The 16,367-nt window shown below is 62.3% G+C and carries 12 protein-coding genes; 9 read left to right on the top strand and 3 right to left on the bottom strand.

The window, feature by feature from the left end; all coding sequences use genetic code 11:
- Positions 1-5: 5 nt before the first annotated feature.
- The 8 genes from BLO80_RS01560 (at position 6) to mqo (ending at position 10,615) form a co-directional block, all read left to right on the top strand.
- Positions 6-776, top strand: a complete 771-nt coding sequence (locus tag BLO80_RS01560; protein ID WP_092326309.1) for a quinoprotein dehydrogenase-associated SoxYZ-like carrier — start codon at positions 6-8, stop codon at positions 774-776.
- 16 nt (positions 777-792) lie between these two features.
- A complete protein-coding gene (locus BLO80_RS01565) occupies positions 793-1,728 on the top strand; it encodes a quinoprotein relay system zinc metallohydrolase 1 (RefSeq protein ID WP_092326311.1) in 936 nt (311 codons plus the stop codon).
- 290 nt (positions 1,729-2,018) lie between these two features.
- A complete protein-coding gene (locus BLO80_RS01570) occupies positions 2,019-3,794 on the top strand; it encodes a PQQ-dependent methanol/ethanol family dehydrogenase (RefSeq protein ID WP_092326312.1) in 1,776 nt (591 codons plus the stop codon).
- A gap of 268 nt (positions 3,795-4,062) precedes the next feature.
- Positions 4,063-5,583, top strand: a complete 1,521-nt coding sequence (locus BLO80_RS01575; protein WP_092326314.1) for an acetaldehyde dehydrogenase ExaC — start codon at positions 4,063-4,065, stop codon at positions 5,581-5,583.
- Between the two features lie 247 nt (positions 5,584-5,830).
- A complete protein-coding gene (gene pqqA / locus BLO80_RS01580; protein ID WP_003243383.1) occupies positions 5,831-5,902 on the top strand; it encodes a pyrroloquinoline quinone precursor peptide PqqA in 72 nt (23 codons plus the stop codon).
- A 132-nt stretch (positions 5,903-6,034) separates the two neighbouring features.
- Positions 6,035-7,192, top strand: a complete 1,158-nt coding sequence (gene ercA / locus BLO80_RS01585; RefSeq protein WP_092164851.1) for an alcohol dehydrogenase-like regulatory protein ErcA — start codon at positions 6,035-6,037, stop codon at positions 7,190-7,192.
- The gene (locus BLO80_RS01590) at positions 7,176-8,567 is read left to right on the top strand and encodes a hybrid sensor histidine kinase/response regulator (RefSeq protein WP_092326315.1); all 1,392 of its coding nucleotides are present in this window, start codon (positions 7,176-7,178) and stop codon (positions 8,565-8,567) included. The genes ercA and BLO80_RS01590 overlap by 17 nt, the downstream gene beginning before the upstream one ends.
- 404 nt (positions 8,568-8,971) lie before the next feature.
- A complete protein-coding gene (gene mqo / locus BLO80_RS01595; RefSeq protein WP_092326317.1) occupies positions 8,972-10,615 on the top strand; it encodes a malate dehydrogenase (quinone) in 1,644 nt (547 codons plus the stop codon).
- 240 nt (positions 10,616-10,855) lie between these two features.
- Here the strand turns inward: mqo and BLO80_RS01600 are convergent, their stop codons facing one another.
- Together BLO80_RS01600 and BLO80_RS01605 are read right to left on the bottom strand one after the other, a co-directional pair.
- The gene (locus BLO80_RS01600; protein ID WP_092326318.1) at positions 10,856-11,707 is read right to left on the bottom strand and encodes a CAP domain-containing protein; all 852 of its coding nucleotides are present in this window, start codon (positions 11,705-11,707) and stop codon (positions 10,856-10,858) included.
- A 194-nt stretch (positions 11,708-11,901) separates the two neighbouring features.
- Positions 11,902-12,675, bottom strand: a complete 774-nt coding sequence (locus BLO80_RS01605) for an L-iditol 2-dehydrogenase (RefSeq protein WP_092326320.1) — start codon at positions 12,673-12,675, stop codon at positions 11,902-11,904.
- Between the two features lie 254 nt (positions 12,676-12,929).
- Between BLO80_RS01605 and BLO80_RS01610 the strand changes: the two genes are divergently transcribed.
- Positions 12,930-13,850, top strand: coding sequence for an AraC family transcriptional regulator (locus BLO80_RS01610; RefSeq protein WP_092326322.1), 921 nt, complete (start codon positions 12,930-12,932; stop codon positions 13,848-13,850).
- Between the two features lie 609 nt (positions 13,851-14,459).
- Here the strand turns inward: BLO80_RS01610 and BLO80_RS01620 are convergent.
- Positions 14,460-16,235 (bottom strand): sigma-54-dependent Fis family transcriptional regulator, encoded by a 1,776-nt coding sequence (locus BLO80_RS01620; RefSeq protein ID WP_092326325.1) that lies wholly within the window; start codon positions 16,233-16,235, stop codon positions 14,460-14,462.
- Positions 16,236-16,367: the final 132 nt, after the last annotated feature.

Below are 16,367 nucleotides of genomic sequence, written 5' to 3' on the forward strand. Positions count from 1 at the left end.
CAGGGATGAAATGGCGTGCTTATCGCTTGGGCTGTTGCCTGCTGTGGTGCGGCCTGTCGTTGATGGCCCAGGCGGCGGTCGAGCCCGGCAAGGATCCGGTGCCCTCGGTGATGTGGGCTTTCTACCACAAGCAACTGTTGGGTGATGCGCCATTCGTGTTCGATGACCGGGTGCGGTTGCTGGCGCCGCCCTTCGCCGAGGATGCGCGCCAGGTGCCGCTGGAAATCGATGCCCGGGCCTTCGTCGGCGACGTCGTGCGGGTGTTGGCCTGGGCCGAATTGAATCCGTTGCCGAAAATCGTCGACTTCCAACCGGGGCAGCGGGTGCTGCCCTGGCTGTCGATCCGCATTCGTATCGAACAGGCCACGCCGTTACGGGCCGCCGTGCAGACCCGGGACGGTCTGTGGCACGTCGGCTCGACCCTGATCGACGCGGCCGGGGGTGGCTGTACCGCGCCCAGCGTGGTGCGCACCCAGCCAGGCTGGGAAGAGCACCTTGGCGAAGTCCTGGGGCGGCGTTTTCCCCGTGGTGACACCAGCCGCCTGCGCGTTCAGGTGGCCCATCCGATGGATAACGGCCTGGTGAGCGGCATCCCCGAATTCTTCCTCAACCAGGCCCAACTGCTGGACGCTGACGGCCAGGTGCTGGCGCGCCTGGAGCTGTTTCCGGCGGTCAGTGAAAACCCCAACCTGGGCTTCGATATCCAAGGCCCCGGACAGACCCGCCTGGTGCTGCGCGACAATAGCGGCAACGCGTTCGAGGCGGCGATTCCCTGACCACAAGGAGCGCGCCATGCGTTGGTTGCTGCTGATTGTCATGTGCCTGAACTGGCCAGCCTGGGCCGGTACGGACTACTCACTCAAGCCCCGGCAGATCGCCGAAGGCACCTGGCTGCTGGAAGGCAGCACCGAGAACTTCGCCAAGGCCAACGGCGGCAACATCGTCAATACCGGCTTCATCGTCACCGATGCCGGTGTGGTGGTGATCGACACCGGGCCGTCGAAACGCTACGGCGAGGCGCTGCGCCAGGCCATTGCGACGACCACCGACAAGCCGGTCATCCAGGTCCTGCTGACCCACCATCACCCCGACCACGTACTGGGCAACCAGGCTTTCAGCGACGTGCCCATCGGTGCCTTGGCCGGGACCACGGACTTGCTGCGGCAGCAGGGCGATGCCATGGCGGAAAACATGTACCGCCTGGTGGGCGACTGGATGCGCGGCACCGAGGTGGTGCTGCCCAGCCAAGTATTGACGCCCGGTGTGCTCAAGGTGGGCAATCACGCGTTGCGATTGCTGCAACTGGCCGGGCATACCGGGGCCGACCTGGCAATCCTCGACGAAACCACCGGTGTATTGTTCGCCGGCGACCTGGTGTTCTACGAACGGGCCCTGACCACCCCTAACAGCCCAGGGCTGGAGGTCTGGCTCAACGACCTGGAGACCTTGCAGGCGTTGCCCTGGAAGCAGATCGTGCCCGGCCATGGCCCGGTTGCGATCAACGCCGGGCCTTTCTTGCAGATGCGCGATTACCTGGGCTGGCTCGATCAACTGATGCGCGACGGCGCGGCCCGGGGCGAGGACATGGCCGAGATGATCCGCAGCCCCATCCCCGAGCGCTTCGCCGGGATCAGCCTGAGTCGGTATGAGTTGATCCGTAGTGTCAGCCATCTCTTCCCACGTTATGAGCGGGCGGTGATGACGCGGGTGGATGCCAGGCCGCAATAGCCTTGGTCGTATGAGGTCCCTGTGGCGAGGGAGCTTGCTCCCGCTGGGGCGCGCAGCGGCCCTAAAAAGTCTGCAACAACACCGATAATCAGGGTAGCGCGCGAAGGGGGCCGCTTCGCAGCCCAGCGGGAGCAAGCTCCCTCGCCACGGATGTGTGCAAGACCCACATGTACCAAGGAACTAGAAAACTCAACACAGCGGGCAATTGTTGCCAGCGGCCCCGAGCCTAAGAATCTGCGACAGACCGGGAAAATTTCCCGGGTATAACAAAAACCGCAGAGGTAGCCGTCATGAGTCATCCCGCACGTCGCCAACCCTTCGCCGTGAGCCTGCTGCTCAGTGCCATGCTGCTGTCCGGTTCGGCCCTTGCAGCCGTGACCGATCAGGAAATTCTCCAGGATCCGAAGAACCCCGAGCAGATTGTGACCAATGGCCTGGGCGTCCAGGGCCAGCGCTACAGCCCGCTCGACACGCTCAACGTCAGCAACGTCAAGGACCTGCGTCCGGTCTGGGCGTTCTCCTTCGGCGGTGAAAAGCAGCGCGGCCAGCAGGCCCAGCCGATGATCAAGGACGGGGTGATGTACCTCACCGGTTCCTACTCGCGGGTGTTTGCCGTGGATGCGCGCACCGGTAAGAAACTGTGGCAATACGACGCCCGCTTGCCCGATGACATCCGTCCTTGCTGTGACGTGATCAACCGTGGCGTAGCGCTGTATGGCGACCTGGTGTTCTTCGGCACCCTCGACGCCAAGCTGGTGGCCTTGAACAAGGACACCGGCAAAGTGGTGTGGAGCAAGAGGGTCGCCGACCACAAGGAAGGCTATTCCATCAGTGCCGCTCCGCTGATCGTCAACGGCAAGCTGATCACCGGCGTGGCCGGTGGCGAGTTCGGCGTGGTGGGCCAGATCAGTGCCTATGATCCGAAGAATGGCGAACTGCTGTGGACCCGTCCGACCGTGGAAGGCCACATGGGCTATGTCTACAAGGATGGCAAGGCGGTCGAGAACGGTATCTCCGGCGGCGAGGCGGGCAAGACCTGGCCGGGCGATCTGTGGAAAACCGGCGGCGCGGCGCCTTGGCTGGGCGGCTACTACGACCCGGAAACCAACCTGTTGCTGTTCGGCACCGGCAACCCGGCGCCGTGGAACTCCCACCTGCGTCCTGGCGATAACCTCTATTCTTCGTCGCGCCTGGCCCTGAACCCGGACGACGGCACCATCAAATGGCACTTCCAGAGCACGCCGCACGATGGCTGGGACTATGACGGCGTCAATGAGCTGATCTCGTTCAACTATAAGGAAGGCGGCAAGGACATCAAGGCCGCGGCCACCGCCGACCGTAACGGCTTCTTCTACGTGCTCGACCGCACCAACGGTAAATTCATCCGCGGCTTCCCGTTTGTCGACAAGATTACCTGGGCCAGCGGCCTGGACAAGGACGGCCGGCCGATCTACAACGAGGCCAGCCGTCCGGGTGCGCCAGGCAGCGAAGCCAAGGGCAGCTCGGTGTTCGTGGCACCGGCGTTCCTCGGCGCGAAAAACTGGATGCCCATGGCCTACAACCAGGACACTGGCCTGTTCTACGTGCCGTCCAACGAATGGGGCATGGACATCTGGAACGAAGGCATCGCCTACAAGAAAGGCGCGGCGTTCCTCGGTGCTGGCTTTACCATCAAGCCGCTGAACGAGGATTACATCGGCGTGCTGCGGGCCATCGATCCGAAGACCGGCAAGGAAGTCTGGCGCCACAAGAACTATGCGCCACTGTGGGGCGGGGTCCTGACCACCAAGGGCAATCTGGTGTTCACCGGCACGCCTGAGGGCTTCCTGCAGGCCTTCAACGCCAAGACCGGGGAAAAAGTCTGGGAGTTCCAGACCGGCTCCGGTGTGCTTGGCTCGCCTATCACCTGGGAAATGGACGGCGAGCAATATGTCTCCGTGGTGTCCGGTTGGGGCGGCGCGGTGCCGCTGTGGGGCGGCGAAGTGGCCAAGCGTGTGAAAGACTTCAACCAGGGCGGCATGCTCTGGACCTTCAAGTTGCCCAAAGAACTTGTCGCCAAGCGCTGAGCCAACCTTGGCAAATAGCGAACCTGTGGGAGCGAGCTTGCTCGCGATAGCGGTCAATCGGGCACCCTCCATGCTGGAGATGCCGACCTTATCGCGAGCAAGCTCGCTCCCACAAAAAAGCCCGGCTCATCCTCGGATCGCAGCAAAACCTACGACCAAATAACGAGAGTCCCCCCTGCCAACGACGCATTCGTCCGGCCGGCGGGGCTCTCTACCATCGGCCTATCGCTTGTCCCGTGACAGGCATCGACCAGGCAGAGGCCCCATCATGATCTATGCACAACCCGGAACCCCAGGCGCCGTCGTTTCCTTCAAGCCGCGCTATGGCAATTTCATCGGCGGCGAGTTCGTCGCGCCGGTCAACGGCGAGTACTTCACCAACACGTCCCCGGTCAATGGCGAAGTCATTGCCGAATTCCCGCGCTCCAGCGCCGCCGACATCGACAAGGCCCTGGATGCTGCCCATGCCGCCGCCGACGCCTGGGGCAAGACCTCGGTGCAGGACCGCTCCCTGGTGCTGTTGAAAATCGCCGACCGCATCGAGCAATACCTGGACGTACTCGCCGTTGCAGAAACCTGGGACAACGGCAAGGCTGTACGCGAAACCCTCAATGCCGACGTGCCGCTGTCGGCCGACCATTTCCGTTACTTCGCCGGCTGCATTCGCGCCCAGGAGGGCGGGGCCGCCGAGATCAACGAACTGACCACGGCCTATCACTTCCATGAACCGCTGGGCGTGGTCGGGCAGATCATCCCGTGGAACTTCCCGCTGCTGATGGCCGCCTGGAAACTCGCCCCGGCCCTGGCCGCCGGTAACTGCATCGTGCTCAAGCCGGCGGAGCAGACGCCGTTGTCGATCACCGTGTTCATCGAACTGATCGCTGATCTGCTGCCGGCCGGTGTGTTGAACATCGTCCATGGTTTCGGTCGCGAAGCCGGCGAAGCCCTGGCCACCAGCAAGCGCATCGCCAAGATCGCCTTCACCGGTTCCACCCCGGTGGGCTCGCACATCATGAAATGCGCCGCCGAAAACATCATCCCGTCCACCGTGGAACTGGGCGGCAAGTCGCCGAACATCTTCTTCGAGGACATCATGCAGGCCGAGCCGGCCTTCATCGAAAAGGCCGCCGAAGGCCTGGTACTGGCGTTCTTCAACCAGGGCGAAGTCTGCACCTGCCCGTCCCGGGCACTGGTGCAGGAGTCGATCTATGTGCCATTCATGGCCGAGGTGATGAAGAAAATCGCCAAGATCAAGCGTGGCAACCCACTGGATACCGAGACCATGGTCGGTGCCCAGGCTTCGCAGCAGCAATACGACAAGATCCTTTCCTACCTGGAGATCGCCCGGGAAGAGGGGGCCGAGTTGCTGACCGGTGGTGCGGCCGAGCACCTGGAGGGTGACTTGTCGAGCGGCTACTACATCCAGCCGACCCTGCTCAAGGGCCACAACAAAATGCGCGTATTCCAGGAGGAAATCTTCGGCCCGGTGGTGGGTGTGACCACCTTCAAGGACGAAGCCGAAGCCCTGGCGATCGCCAACGACACCGAGTTCGGCCTCGGCGCCGGCCTGTGGACCCGCGACATCAACCGCGCCTACCGCATGGGCCGGGCGATCAAGGCCGGTCGCGTCTGGACCAACTGCTACCACCTGTACCCGGCCCATGCCGCGTTCGGTGGCTACAAGAAATCCGGTGTAGGGCGTGAAACCCACAAGATGATGCTCGACCACTATCAGCAGACCAAGAACCTGCTGGTGAGCTACGACATCAATCCGTTGGGGTTCTTCTAACCCGATAACACAGCTACATCCTGTGGGAGCGAGCTTGCTCGCGATGGCGGCCGATCAGTCAATCAGTGTTTGAATGCCCCAACCTCATCGCGAGCAAGCTCGCTCCCACAAGGGTTATGCAATGACATGTCATCCACCCCATACCAACGCACCCCACCCACCGCTTCGAAAGTAGCATTCGAGCCCCAGGCGTGGCGTGCATTAATGATCTTGCCGGAATGGCCCGGTACAAGAAGAGGAAAGACCCATGTGGACTAAACCTGCGTACACCGACCTGCGTATCGGCTTTGAAGTGACGATGTACTTCGCCAACCGATGAGTGCTGGCCCGGCCTGGAACATTCAGGCCGGGCTACCCATTGGTCTGATTGCATTCACAGCGGGATGCTTTAGGCTCAAGGTATCCCCTGACAATAACAACAGGCTTACCGATGAGCCACGTAACTGAAAAGATGAGCCTCAGCCCGCTGCGCAAGTTCGTTTCTCCTGAAATCATGTTCGGTGCCGGTTGTCGGCACAATGTCGGCAACTACGCCAAGACCTTCGGGGCACGCAAAGTGCTGATCGTCACCGATCCCGGGGTCATCGCCGCCGGTTGGGTGGCGGACGTCGAAGCCAGTCTCCAGGCCCAAGGTATCGATTACTGCCTCTACAGCGCGGTCTCGCCCAATCCACGGGTCGAGGAAGTGATGCTCGGGGCCGACCTGTACCGGGAAAACCATTGCGATGTCATCGTCGCGGTGGGCGGTGGCAGCCCGATGGATTGCGGCAAAGGCATCGGCATTGTCGTTGCTCACGGCCGCAATATCCTCGAGTTCGAAGGCGTCGACACCCTGAACGTGCCCAGCCCGCCGCTGATCCTGATCCCCACCACGGCGGGGACGTCGGCTGATGTGTCGCAATTCGTGATCATCTCCAACCAGCAAGAACGCATGAAGTTCTCCATTGTCAGCAAGGCGGCGGTACCGGACGTGTCGCTGATCGACCCGGAAACCACCCTGAGCATGGACCCGTTCCTGTCCGCCTGTACCGGCATCGATGCGCTGGTGCATGCCATCGAGGCGTTCGTGTCCACCGGTCACGGCCCGTTGACCGACCCCCATGCCCTGGAAGCCATGCGCCTGATCAATGGCAACCTGGTGCAGATGATCGCCAACCCGGCGGACATCGCCCTGCGGGAAAAAATCATGCTGGGCAGCATGCAGGCCGGGCTGGCGTTCTCCAACGCGATCCTCGGGGCCGTGCACGCGATGTCCCACAGCCTGGGCGGGTTCCTCGATTTGCCCCATGGCCTGTGCAACGCGGTATTGGTGGAGCACGTGGTGGCGTTCAACTACAACTCGGCACCGGAGCGTTTCAAGGTGATTGCCGAGACCCTGGGCATCGATTGCCGGGGGCTCAACCACCGGCAGATCCGCACCCGCCTCGTGGAGCACCTGATTGCCCTCAAGCACACCATCGGTTTCCACGAGACCCTGGGCCTGCACGGGGTGAGCACCTCGGACATCCCCTTCCTGTCGCAACATGCGATGCACGACCCGTGCATCCTCACCAATCCTCGGGAATCGAGCCAGCGGGATGTCGAGGTCGTCTATGGCGAAGCCCTCTGACGAGCAGCAAAAAGCCTTGGAGGGGCTGCTGGGACTGGGCAATCACTCGACGCGCAAGAGTCATTATCCGGAACTGACGGCACGCCTCGACGAGCTGGAACAGGCCCGGCGACACCTGCAACAGCTCAACGACCAACTGGAGCAGCGGGTGGCCGAGCGCACCGATGCGCTGTTGGAGGCCAACCACAACCTGCAGCAGCAGATTGCCCAGCGCGAACGGGTAGAACAGCAATTGCGCGATGCCCGGGACGTCGCCCAGGCCGCCAACCGCAGCAAGGACAAATACCTGGCCGCCGCCAGCCATGATCTGTTGCAGCCACTCAACGCGGCTCGCTTGCTGATCGCCACGTTGCGTGAACGCGAACTGCCTGCCGCCGAGCACGTGCTGGTCGAACGCACCCACCAGGCACTCGAAGGCGCCGAAGACCTGCTCACCGACCTGCTGGACATTTCCCGGCTGGATCAGGCCGCCGTCAAACCCGACCTGGCGCCGTATCGGCTGGATGAGTTGCTGGGGCCGCTGGTGTCGGAGTTTCAATCGGTGGCCGATGCCGCCGGGCTGGAGCTGCGAGTGCGGTTTGGCGACGAAGCGGTGCTGACCGACCTGCGATTGATCAGCCGTATCCTGCGCAACCTGCTGAGCAACGCCTGCCGCTACACCGACCAAGGCGGCATTCTCCTGGCGGCCCGACGCCGGGGAGGGCGCCTGAGCCTGGAAGTCTGGGACACGGGGCGGGGGATCGCCGCCGATTGCCTGGAGTCGATTTTCCTCGAATTCAACCAACTGGACGTCGGCCGGGCGGCGGATCGCAAAGGCGTGGGCCTGGGGTTGGCGATTGTCGAACGCATCGCCCATATCCTCGGCTACCGGGTGCAGGTGCGTTCGCGGCCGGGACGCGGCTCGGTGTTCAGTATCGAAGTGCCGCTGTCCAGTGAAAAACCACTGCCCGTGTCGCTGGCCCCGGTACAGCCGGTCGCCGGCAACCCGCTGCCGGGGCGGCGCTTGTTGGTGATCGACAATGAGCTGAGCATCCTGCAAAGCATGGCCGCGCTGTTGGGACAATGGGGCTGCGACGTATTGACCGCCACCGACGAGGCGGGCGCCCTTGACGTGCTGCAAGGCCGGGCGCCGGAGCTGATCCTGGCGGATTTCCACCTGGATCATGGTGTCGTGGGCTGTGAAGTGGTCAAGCACCTGCGCGAGCATTTCCGCCAGGCGATTCCGGCGGTGATCATCACCGCCGACCGCAGCGACCAATGCCGCCGTGCCTTGCGCAAGCTGGATGCACCGTTGCTGAACAAACCGGTCAAGCCGGGCAAGTTGCGGGCGGTGTTGAGTCAGATGCTTGGGGAGCGATCTCCATCGGCCTCCTGAAATATCTCTGAACAGCCAGGTGGCTGTGGCTCCGTTGCCGGTTAAACGTCAGGCGGAGCCATCAAAATGCCCTTGTTTACCCAGTGTTTTTGTCAGGAATGTAAAAAAGGGGCTTCGGTCTAGTTATTTCATTATGTAAACTCCCCCCGCTGCGACAATCGGGCACGGCCACGCCAGGCCCGATGACGACCGTTTTGCAGTGTCCCTCACCCAGCTGAAGCCAAGACCTACAAGAAGTCAGCGCCGGAGAGACATAAATGTGAGGCCGACGTATTGCTCGGCCCTGTAGGTCCATCCTCCGGTTTTTCTCGATAACCACCGTGCTGGCGTCGCTGGCCATGGGCGTGGTTTATCCTTGAATAGAACCGGAGGGCGGAATGGCGTTCCATCCTAGGGATACACACATGTTGAAGAAAACACACACGGCGCTACTGGGCCTGGCGATGGCGATGGGTCTTGCGACCACGCACGCCGCCGAGCCAAAAAAAGTGGATGTCTTGCTCATCGGTGGGGGCATCATGAGCTCGACACTCGGCGTCTGGCTCAATGAGCTGGAGCCGGGCTGGACCATGGAAATGGTCGAGCGCCTGGACGGTGTTGCCGAAGAGAGTTCCAACGGCTGGAACAATGCCGGTACCGGTCACTCTGCGCTGGCTGAACTGAACTACACGCCGGAAGACAAGAACGGCAAGGTCGATATCTCCAAGGCCATCGAAATCAACGAAGCCTTCCAGATCTCCCGCCAGTTCTGGTCCTGGCAGGTCAAGAACGGTGTGCTGAAGAACCCGCGCTCGTTCATCAACTCCACGCCGCACATGAGCTTTTTGTGGGGCGACGAGAACATCGCGTTCCTGAAGAAGCGCTACGAAGCCCTCCAGGCCAGCCCGTTGTTCGCCGGCATGCAGTATTCCGAAGATCGCGAGCAGATCAGCAAGTGGGTTCCGCTGATGATGCAAGGGCGTGATCCGAGCCAGAAAGTCGCGGCCACCTGGAGTCCCCTGGGTACTGACGTGAACTTCGGCGAAATCACTCGTCAATTCGCGGCTTACCTGCAAACCAAGCCGAACTTCTCCCTCAAGCTGTCCAGCGAAGTGGAAGAGATCACCCGCAACGAAGACGGCACCTGGCGCGTTTCGTACAAGAACCTGAAAGACGGTACCGAAACCGAGACCGATGCCAAGTTCGTGTTCATCGGCGCCGGTGGCGGTGCGTTGCACCTGCTGCAGAAGTCCGACATCCCGGAAGCCCGTGAATACGCAGGTTTCCCGGTGGGTGGTTCGTTCCTGGTCACCGAAAACCCGACCGTTGCCCAGCTGCACTTGGCGAAGGCTTACGGCAAGGCTTCGGTGGGTGCACCGCCGATGTCGGTTCCACACCTGGACACCCGTGTGCTCGATGGCAAGCGCGTGATCCTGTTTGGCCCGTTCGCAACGTTCTCCACCAAGTTCCTGAAGAACGGCTCGTACTTCGACCTGCTGACCAGCACCACCACCCACAACATGTGGCCGATGACCAAGGTCGGTATCGAACAGTATCCACTGGTCGAATACCTGGCTGGCCAGCTGATGCTGTCGGATGAAGATCGCTTCAACGCCCTGAAAGAATACTTCCCGGAAGCCAAGCAGGAAGACTGGCGCCTGTGGCAGGCCGGCCAGCGCGTGCAGGTCATCAAGCGTGACGAAGAGAAGGGCGGCGTCCTGAAGCTCGGCACCGAAGTGGTTGCCTCCCAGGACGGCAGCATCGCCGGCCTGCTGGGTGCTTCGCCTGGCGCCTCGACCGCTGCACCGATCATGCTGAGCGTGCTTGAGAAGGTCTTCAAGGACAAGGTCGCCAGCCCGGCCTGGCAGGAAAAACTGCGCCAGATCGTGCCGAGTTACGGCACCAAGCTCAACGATAGCCCAGAGCGTGTCGCCCAGGAATGGGCCTACACCAGCGAGGTCCTGCAACTGGACCCGCCACCGGCGATCGGCAAGCCAGGCGCCCCTGCGGCACCGGCCAAGCCAGCTGAGGTCCGTGAGGCCAACCCAGCGGCAGACATGGCGCTGTAAGCCGGGCACTGTCTGGTGAGGCAAAAAAACGCCGCTCATTTTGAGCGGCGTTTTTTTTGGGGCTCGGTTAACCCTGTGGGAGCGAGCTTGCTCGCGATGGCGATTTACCTGAACAGAAAATGTTGAATGTGCCACCGCTAATCGCGAGCAAGCTCGCTCCCACATAGGCCATCATTGATCGAAAATGTTGTATTCGCCGCATCGCTTGTGGGAGCGAGCCTGCTCGCGATGGCGCCGGTACTACTGGGTGCCAAACATCGCCGTCCAATAGATCCCCGCATCGCTTTTCGGATCGGTCGCATACCCGGCGCCCAATTCGCGGAACTGCGGGTTCATCAGGTTGGCGCAGTGCCCCGGGCTGGCCAGCCAGCCGTCCACGACCTTGAGCGCGGTGTCTTGTCCGGCCGCGATGTTCTCGCCGATCAATTGGCCCTGATAACCCGCCAGTTCAGCGCGGTCGCCCGGCATGCGGTTGTCACGATCCTTATGGTCGAAGAAATTGTTGTTGGCCATGGCCCGGGTGTGAGTGACGGCGGCCAGGGCCAAGGTGGCGTTCCAGGCCAGGGGCGTGGTGGCGGCGAAGGCTTCGGTGCCGCAGCGACGTGGTTGGGCGCGGGCGCTGTTGATCAGTTTCAGCAGTTTCTGGCCTTCGGCTTGCCAATCACCCAGGCGCGCCGACAACAACGGGCGCGCCAGCACGATGCGCCATTCGCGATCCAGGCGGCTGACGCCGATGTCGACGAACTGCGGGTCGAGCACCACCTGGCAGAAGCTTTCCTGCACGGCTTTCATGGCCGATTGCGCATCGCGCGGCCCGGACAGGCTGATGGCTTGCACATTGACCATGGGATAGGCCGCCCGCGCCAGCGCCTGTTGCAGATCGCCGATGCCATTGGCCGACAGGATCAGCCGGGAGTCCATGGCCAGCGGCGGCAACTCCAGCGAGGCCTGGCCGGCACAGCTTTGGGATTGGCTGCGGTAAAGATTGATGGACTCGACCAGTTGCGTCTCTTCGGTGGCCGTGGCGCTGGTAGCGAAGACCAGGCCCAGCGACAGCACGACAAGACCCATGACGGATGAAATGGCACGCATGTAAATCTCCCTTGAGCGGACGGCGCCTATGATGCGCAATTTTTGCCCCGCTGGGGCAACGGTATTCACGCTCTCTTGAAATCCCTTGGAACGGCACCGTCGGGTACCGTTCGGGACAATCCTCAAGTAGTGGGATCAATTTTCAAGCGAATAGGTCCATTTGCGTCGTTTCAAGGCCATAAAAACCCGGATTATTAGCTCATCCAGTTACCGCCATCGACGTTATACGTCTGCGCCACCACGTATTCGCTCTCCGCCGAAGCCAAGAAAATCGCCATTCCGGTGAGGTCCTGCGCAGTGCCCATCCGGCCATAGGGCACCTGCTGCCCGACCTGGCGCTTCTTTTCCCCCGGCGGCAGGTTTTCGTGATGGGCGAACAGCGCGTCCACGCCATCCCAATGCTCGCCGTCCACCACGCCGGGGGCGATGGCGTTGACGTTGATCCGATGCTTGATCAGATCCAGCCCGGCGGACTGGGTCAGGCTGATCACCGCTGCCTTGGTGGCGCAATAGACCGCCACCAGGGCCTCGCCACGCCGGCCGGCCTGGCTGGCCATGTTGATGATCCGCCCGCCGTGGCCCTGGCGGATCATCTGCCGCGCCGCCGCCTGTAGCGTGAACAGCGTGCCGGCGACATTGATGGAAAACAGCCGCTCGTAGCTCTGACGGGTGATGTCCACGATGGGCGCCAGGTCGAACAGCGCGGCATTGTTGATCAGGATATCCAGCTTGCCCGCCCGGGCCACCACGGCCGCGATGGCCTGATCGATGGACGTTTGGTCGGTTACGTCCATTTTGACCGCGTAGGCGCTGTCGCCCAATTCGGCGGCGGTGGCCTGGGCGCGCTCAAGGTCGATATCGGCAATCGCCACCGTGGCACCTTCGTCGATGTAGGCCTGGGCAAACGCCCTGCCGATACCCCGGGCGGCGCCGGTCACCAGGGCACTTTTTCCTTCCAGTCGTTTCATGGGGCTTGGTCCTTGCTGCAATGGCATCAGAGGGTAATCAGCGTCGCACTCGCCAAATGGCGATGGCAGGTCGATTACAGCAGTGCCGTTGGAAACCGACAAACCCGCGCAGGATGGTGAGGTGGTACTTTTTTAACCTGCGCCGGTGTCTCCAGCCCGGGTTAAAAAAGTATCGGTGGACGGGCGGGCCGAGGCTGGCGAAGCGCTGCGCACTCGGCGTAAGGTGCCCGCTATAACGATAAAAGAGGCGCGACATGCCTGATCACCGAACGCCCCTGTTCGAGCAGCGACCGGCCGAACTGGAAGTCATCCTGCCCGAGCCCGAACACAGTTTTCGCTGGTACGAGCATGACTACCCGTACCCGCTGGCGCGCTGGAACCATCATCCTGAATTTGAAATCCATTTGATCCGCCAGGGCAGCGGCAAACTGTTGGCGGGCGATTACATTGGCCCGTTTGGCCCAGGCCATGTGGCGATGATCGGTCCGGACTTGCCCCATGATTGGATGGGCGACCTGGCGCCGGAAGAGCACTTGGCCGGGCGCGACGTGGTGTTGCAATTCGACGGTGCCACGTTGCTGGCCTTGCGTCGCACCTTGCCTGAACTGGGGGACCTGCAAGGGCTGTTCGAACGCGCTCGCCGTGGCCTGGCCTTCGGTGGCAATACGGCGCAGCAGGCCGCGCACCTGCTGGAAGCCATCGGCCCGGCCCAGGGACTGGCGCGATTGACGCTGTTCCTCGAGCTGCTCCACATCCTCAACCAAGCTCCTGGCGATGAGGCTTTGAGCCTGGCGAGCCCTTGCTATGCGCCGACCCTGGATGCGCGCAGTTCCGAGCGCATCCATAAAGCCTTCGAGTACCTGCAAGCCGAACTCACCGGCGACCTGCGCCTGTCGGTGATCGCTCGCCAATTGGACATGAGCGAGCCGGGCTTCTCGCGGTTCTTCAAGCGCATCACCGGGCACGGTTTCATCGACTTGATGCGCAAGCTGCGGGTCCAGCGCGCCTGCCGTTTGCTGTTGCAGAGTGAGATGCCGGTGACCGACATCTGTTTTGAAGTGGGCTATAACAACCTGTCCAACTTCAACCGGCATTTCCGCATCGAGATGAACCAGACCCCCAGCGAGTATCGACGGGGCGCTTTAGCCCTGCTTGACGGAGCCGCCACCCGGTAATCCCTGTGGGAGCGAGCTTGCTCGCGATGACGTCAACACAGCCAATATCAATGCCAACTGACCCACCGCCATCGCGAGCAAGCTCGCTCCCACAGGGGGATTGACGGTGGACGCGGATGCAAGGAACACCACCGATCCAGTGTGGGAGCCAAGCTTGCTCGCGATGACGACGGCACATTCAACTTCAATGCAGCTGACCCACCGCCATCGCGAGCAAGCTCAGCTCCCACAGGGGGATTGACGGTGGGCGTGGAGCAAGGAACACCACGGATCCTTGTGGGAGCGAGCTTGCTCGCGATGACGACGGCACATTCAACTTCAATGCAGCTGACCCACCGCCATCGCGAGCAAGCTCAGCTCCCACAGGGGGATTGACGGTGGGCGTGGGAGCAAGGAACACCACCGATCCATTGTGGGAGCGAGCTTGCTCGCGATGACGACGGCACATTCAACTTCAATGCAGCTGGCCCACCGCCATCGCGAGCAAGCTCCCACAGGTAATGTCGTTCACTTAAGGCCGGCGACACACCCGTGGCGAGGGAGCTTGCTCCCGCTGGGGCGCGAAGCGGCCCCAAGACCCGCCTTTGCAGCATCTCCCAGGTTCGGTATTTAGCCCGGAACACCTTTTTGATGCTTCTTCAAGCGATACGCGAACTGCGCCCGGCTCAGCCCCAACGAGCGTGCGGCGGCTGCGAGGTTGCCGCTGCTCAGTTGCAGGGCTTCGTTGATCAGGCGTGATTCCAGGCCGTCAATGGAGAAGTCCGAGTCCAGTTGGCTGAGGGACTGGAGCAGCGCCGGTTTTTCCGCGGCATCGTTGGCGGCCAGGCCCATCGGCGAGAGGCCGCCATGGTGGTCCACGGAGTAGGCGTCCACCGGCAATTGCTCATTGCGAAACAGGTGGACCAGATCAATGGCCTGGCCTTCTTCGCTGGCGATCAGGCCCCGTTCGATGAGGTTCTGCAATTCCCGCACGTTGCCCGGAAAGTCATAGCGCAACAGCACTTTCAAGGCGCGCATGGTCAGGCCCATCGGCGTGCGGCCGTATTCCTGGCAAAAACGCGTGAGAAAGGCGTTGATCAGCAACGGTATGTCATCGCGGCGCTCGCGCAAGGGCGGCAGGGCGATGGGGTAGACGTTGAGCCGGTAGAACAGGTCTTCACGGAACGCGCCGTCCGCCACGGCCTTGCGCAAGTCGATGTTGGTGGCCGCCACGACGCGCACATCGACCTTGATGCCATGGCCGCCGCCGACCCGTTCGACTTCCCGCTCCTGCAAGGCGCGCAGCAACTTGCTTTGCCCGGCCAAGCTCAGGCAGGTGATCTCATCCAGGAACAACGTGCCACCGTGGGCGTGCTCGAAACGACCGGGGCGTGAATGGGTGGCGCCGGTATAGGCTCCGCGCTCGACGCCGAACAGTTCAGCCTCGATCAGGTTGTCGGGGATGGCCGCGCAGTTGAGGGCGATGAACGGCCCCTCGCGTCGGCGACTCAATTGGTGCAACTGGCGGGCGAACATCTCCTTGCCCGCACCGGATTCGCCGCTGACCAGCACGGTGGCAGGGGTCAAGGCCACCCGTTGCAAAGCCTGGGTCGCGGCGTTGAAGGCGGCGCTGGCACCGATCAGTGGCTGTTCGCTGTCCGGCAACGGGACCGTTCCGGCCACGCTGTCGGACTGAATGTCGGCGCGGGCGCCGACGGTCGACGGTGAGGCATTGAGGTAATTCAGGTCCTGCTCGATATCACCCCATTGTTCAGCGGTCTTGCCGACGACTCGGCAGCGTTCGTGGCCCATGCCCCGGCATTCCACTTCGCGAAAGACCACCAGTTGCCCGAACAGCCCGCTGACGAAACCGATGGCGTAGCCCAGTTCGGTCCAGCACACCGGATCCTGCCCGGTGCCGTAGGCGGCGACATGCTCGTCGGCCTCGCAGGAGTGATGCCAGAGAAATTCCCCCTCATAGAACCCCGAGTCGGCGTCGAACTTGAAATGCAGCGGCTCGACCTTGGTCATGCCTTCGAGGGTATGCAGATGCGTGCCGGCGCGAAACACCGCCGCGGCATCGGCGTGGGGCCAGCGCTCGCGAATCAGCCGGGCGTCGCGGGCGCCGGAGGAATAACCGGTGCGGGTGAGCATGCCTCGGGCCTGCTCCAGCCCCTGGCGTTCGATGATCTCCCGGCGCAATGCACCGAAGGAGGAACCGTGCAGCAGCAACATGCGCTGGTCGTTGAGCCAGATGCGACCATCGTCGGGGGAGAAAAACAGGCAGGCGGTGAGCTCTGCCGGCGTGGGCGAACTGCTGTCGCTCAACTCGTTGCTATCACCCCGTGGATGGAAATGCTCGGTGGCGATCCGGTGATCCGGCAACTGGCAGTGGGGATTATTCATTGTTATGCCCCTGATGACGGGGTGATCGAAATGATCACCTGGCGAGATAGTTATTAAGCATAACCTTATCAAATGAACAAGCGACAGCTGGCCAGCGGCCAGGTCGGTGGAGGCGCCCTGTGCGTCATGCCT

Origin of the sequence: Pseudomonas sp. NFACC56-3, from assembly GCF_900100025.1 — a bacterium.
Taxonomy (GTDB): domain Bacteria; phylum Pseudomonadota; class Gammaproteobacteria; order Pseudomonadales; family Pseudomonadaceae; genus Aquipseudomonas; species Aquipseudomonas fluorescens_AA.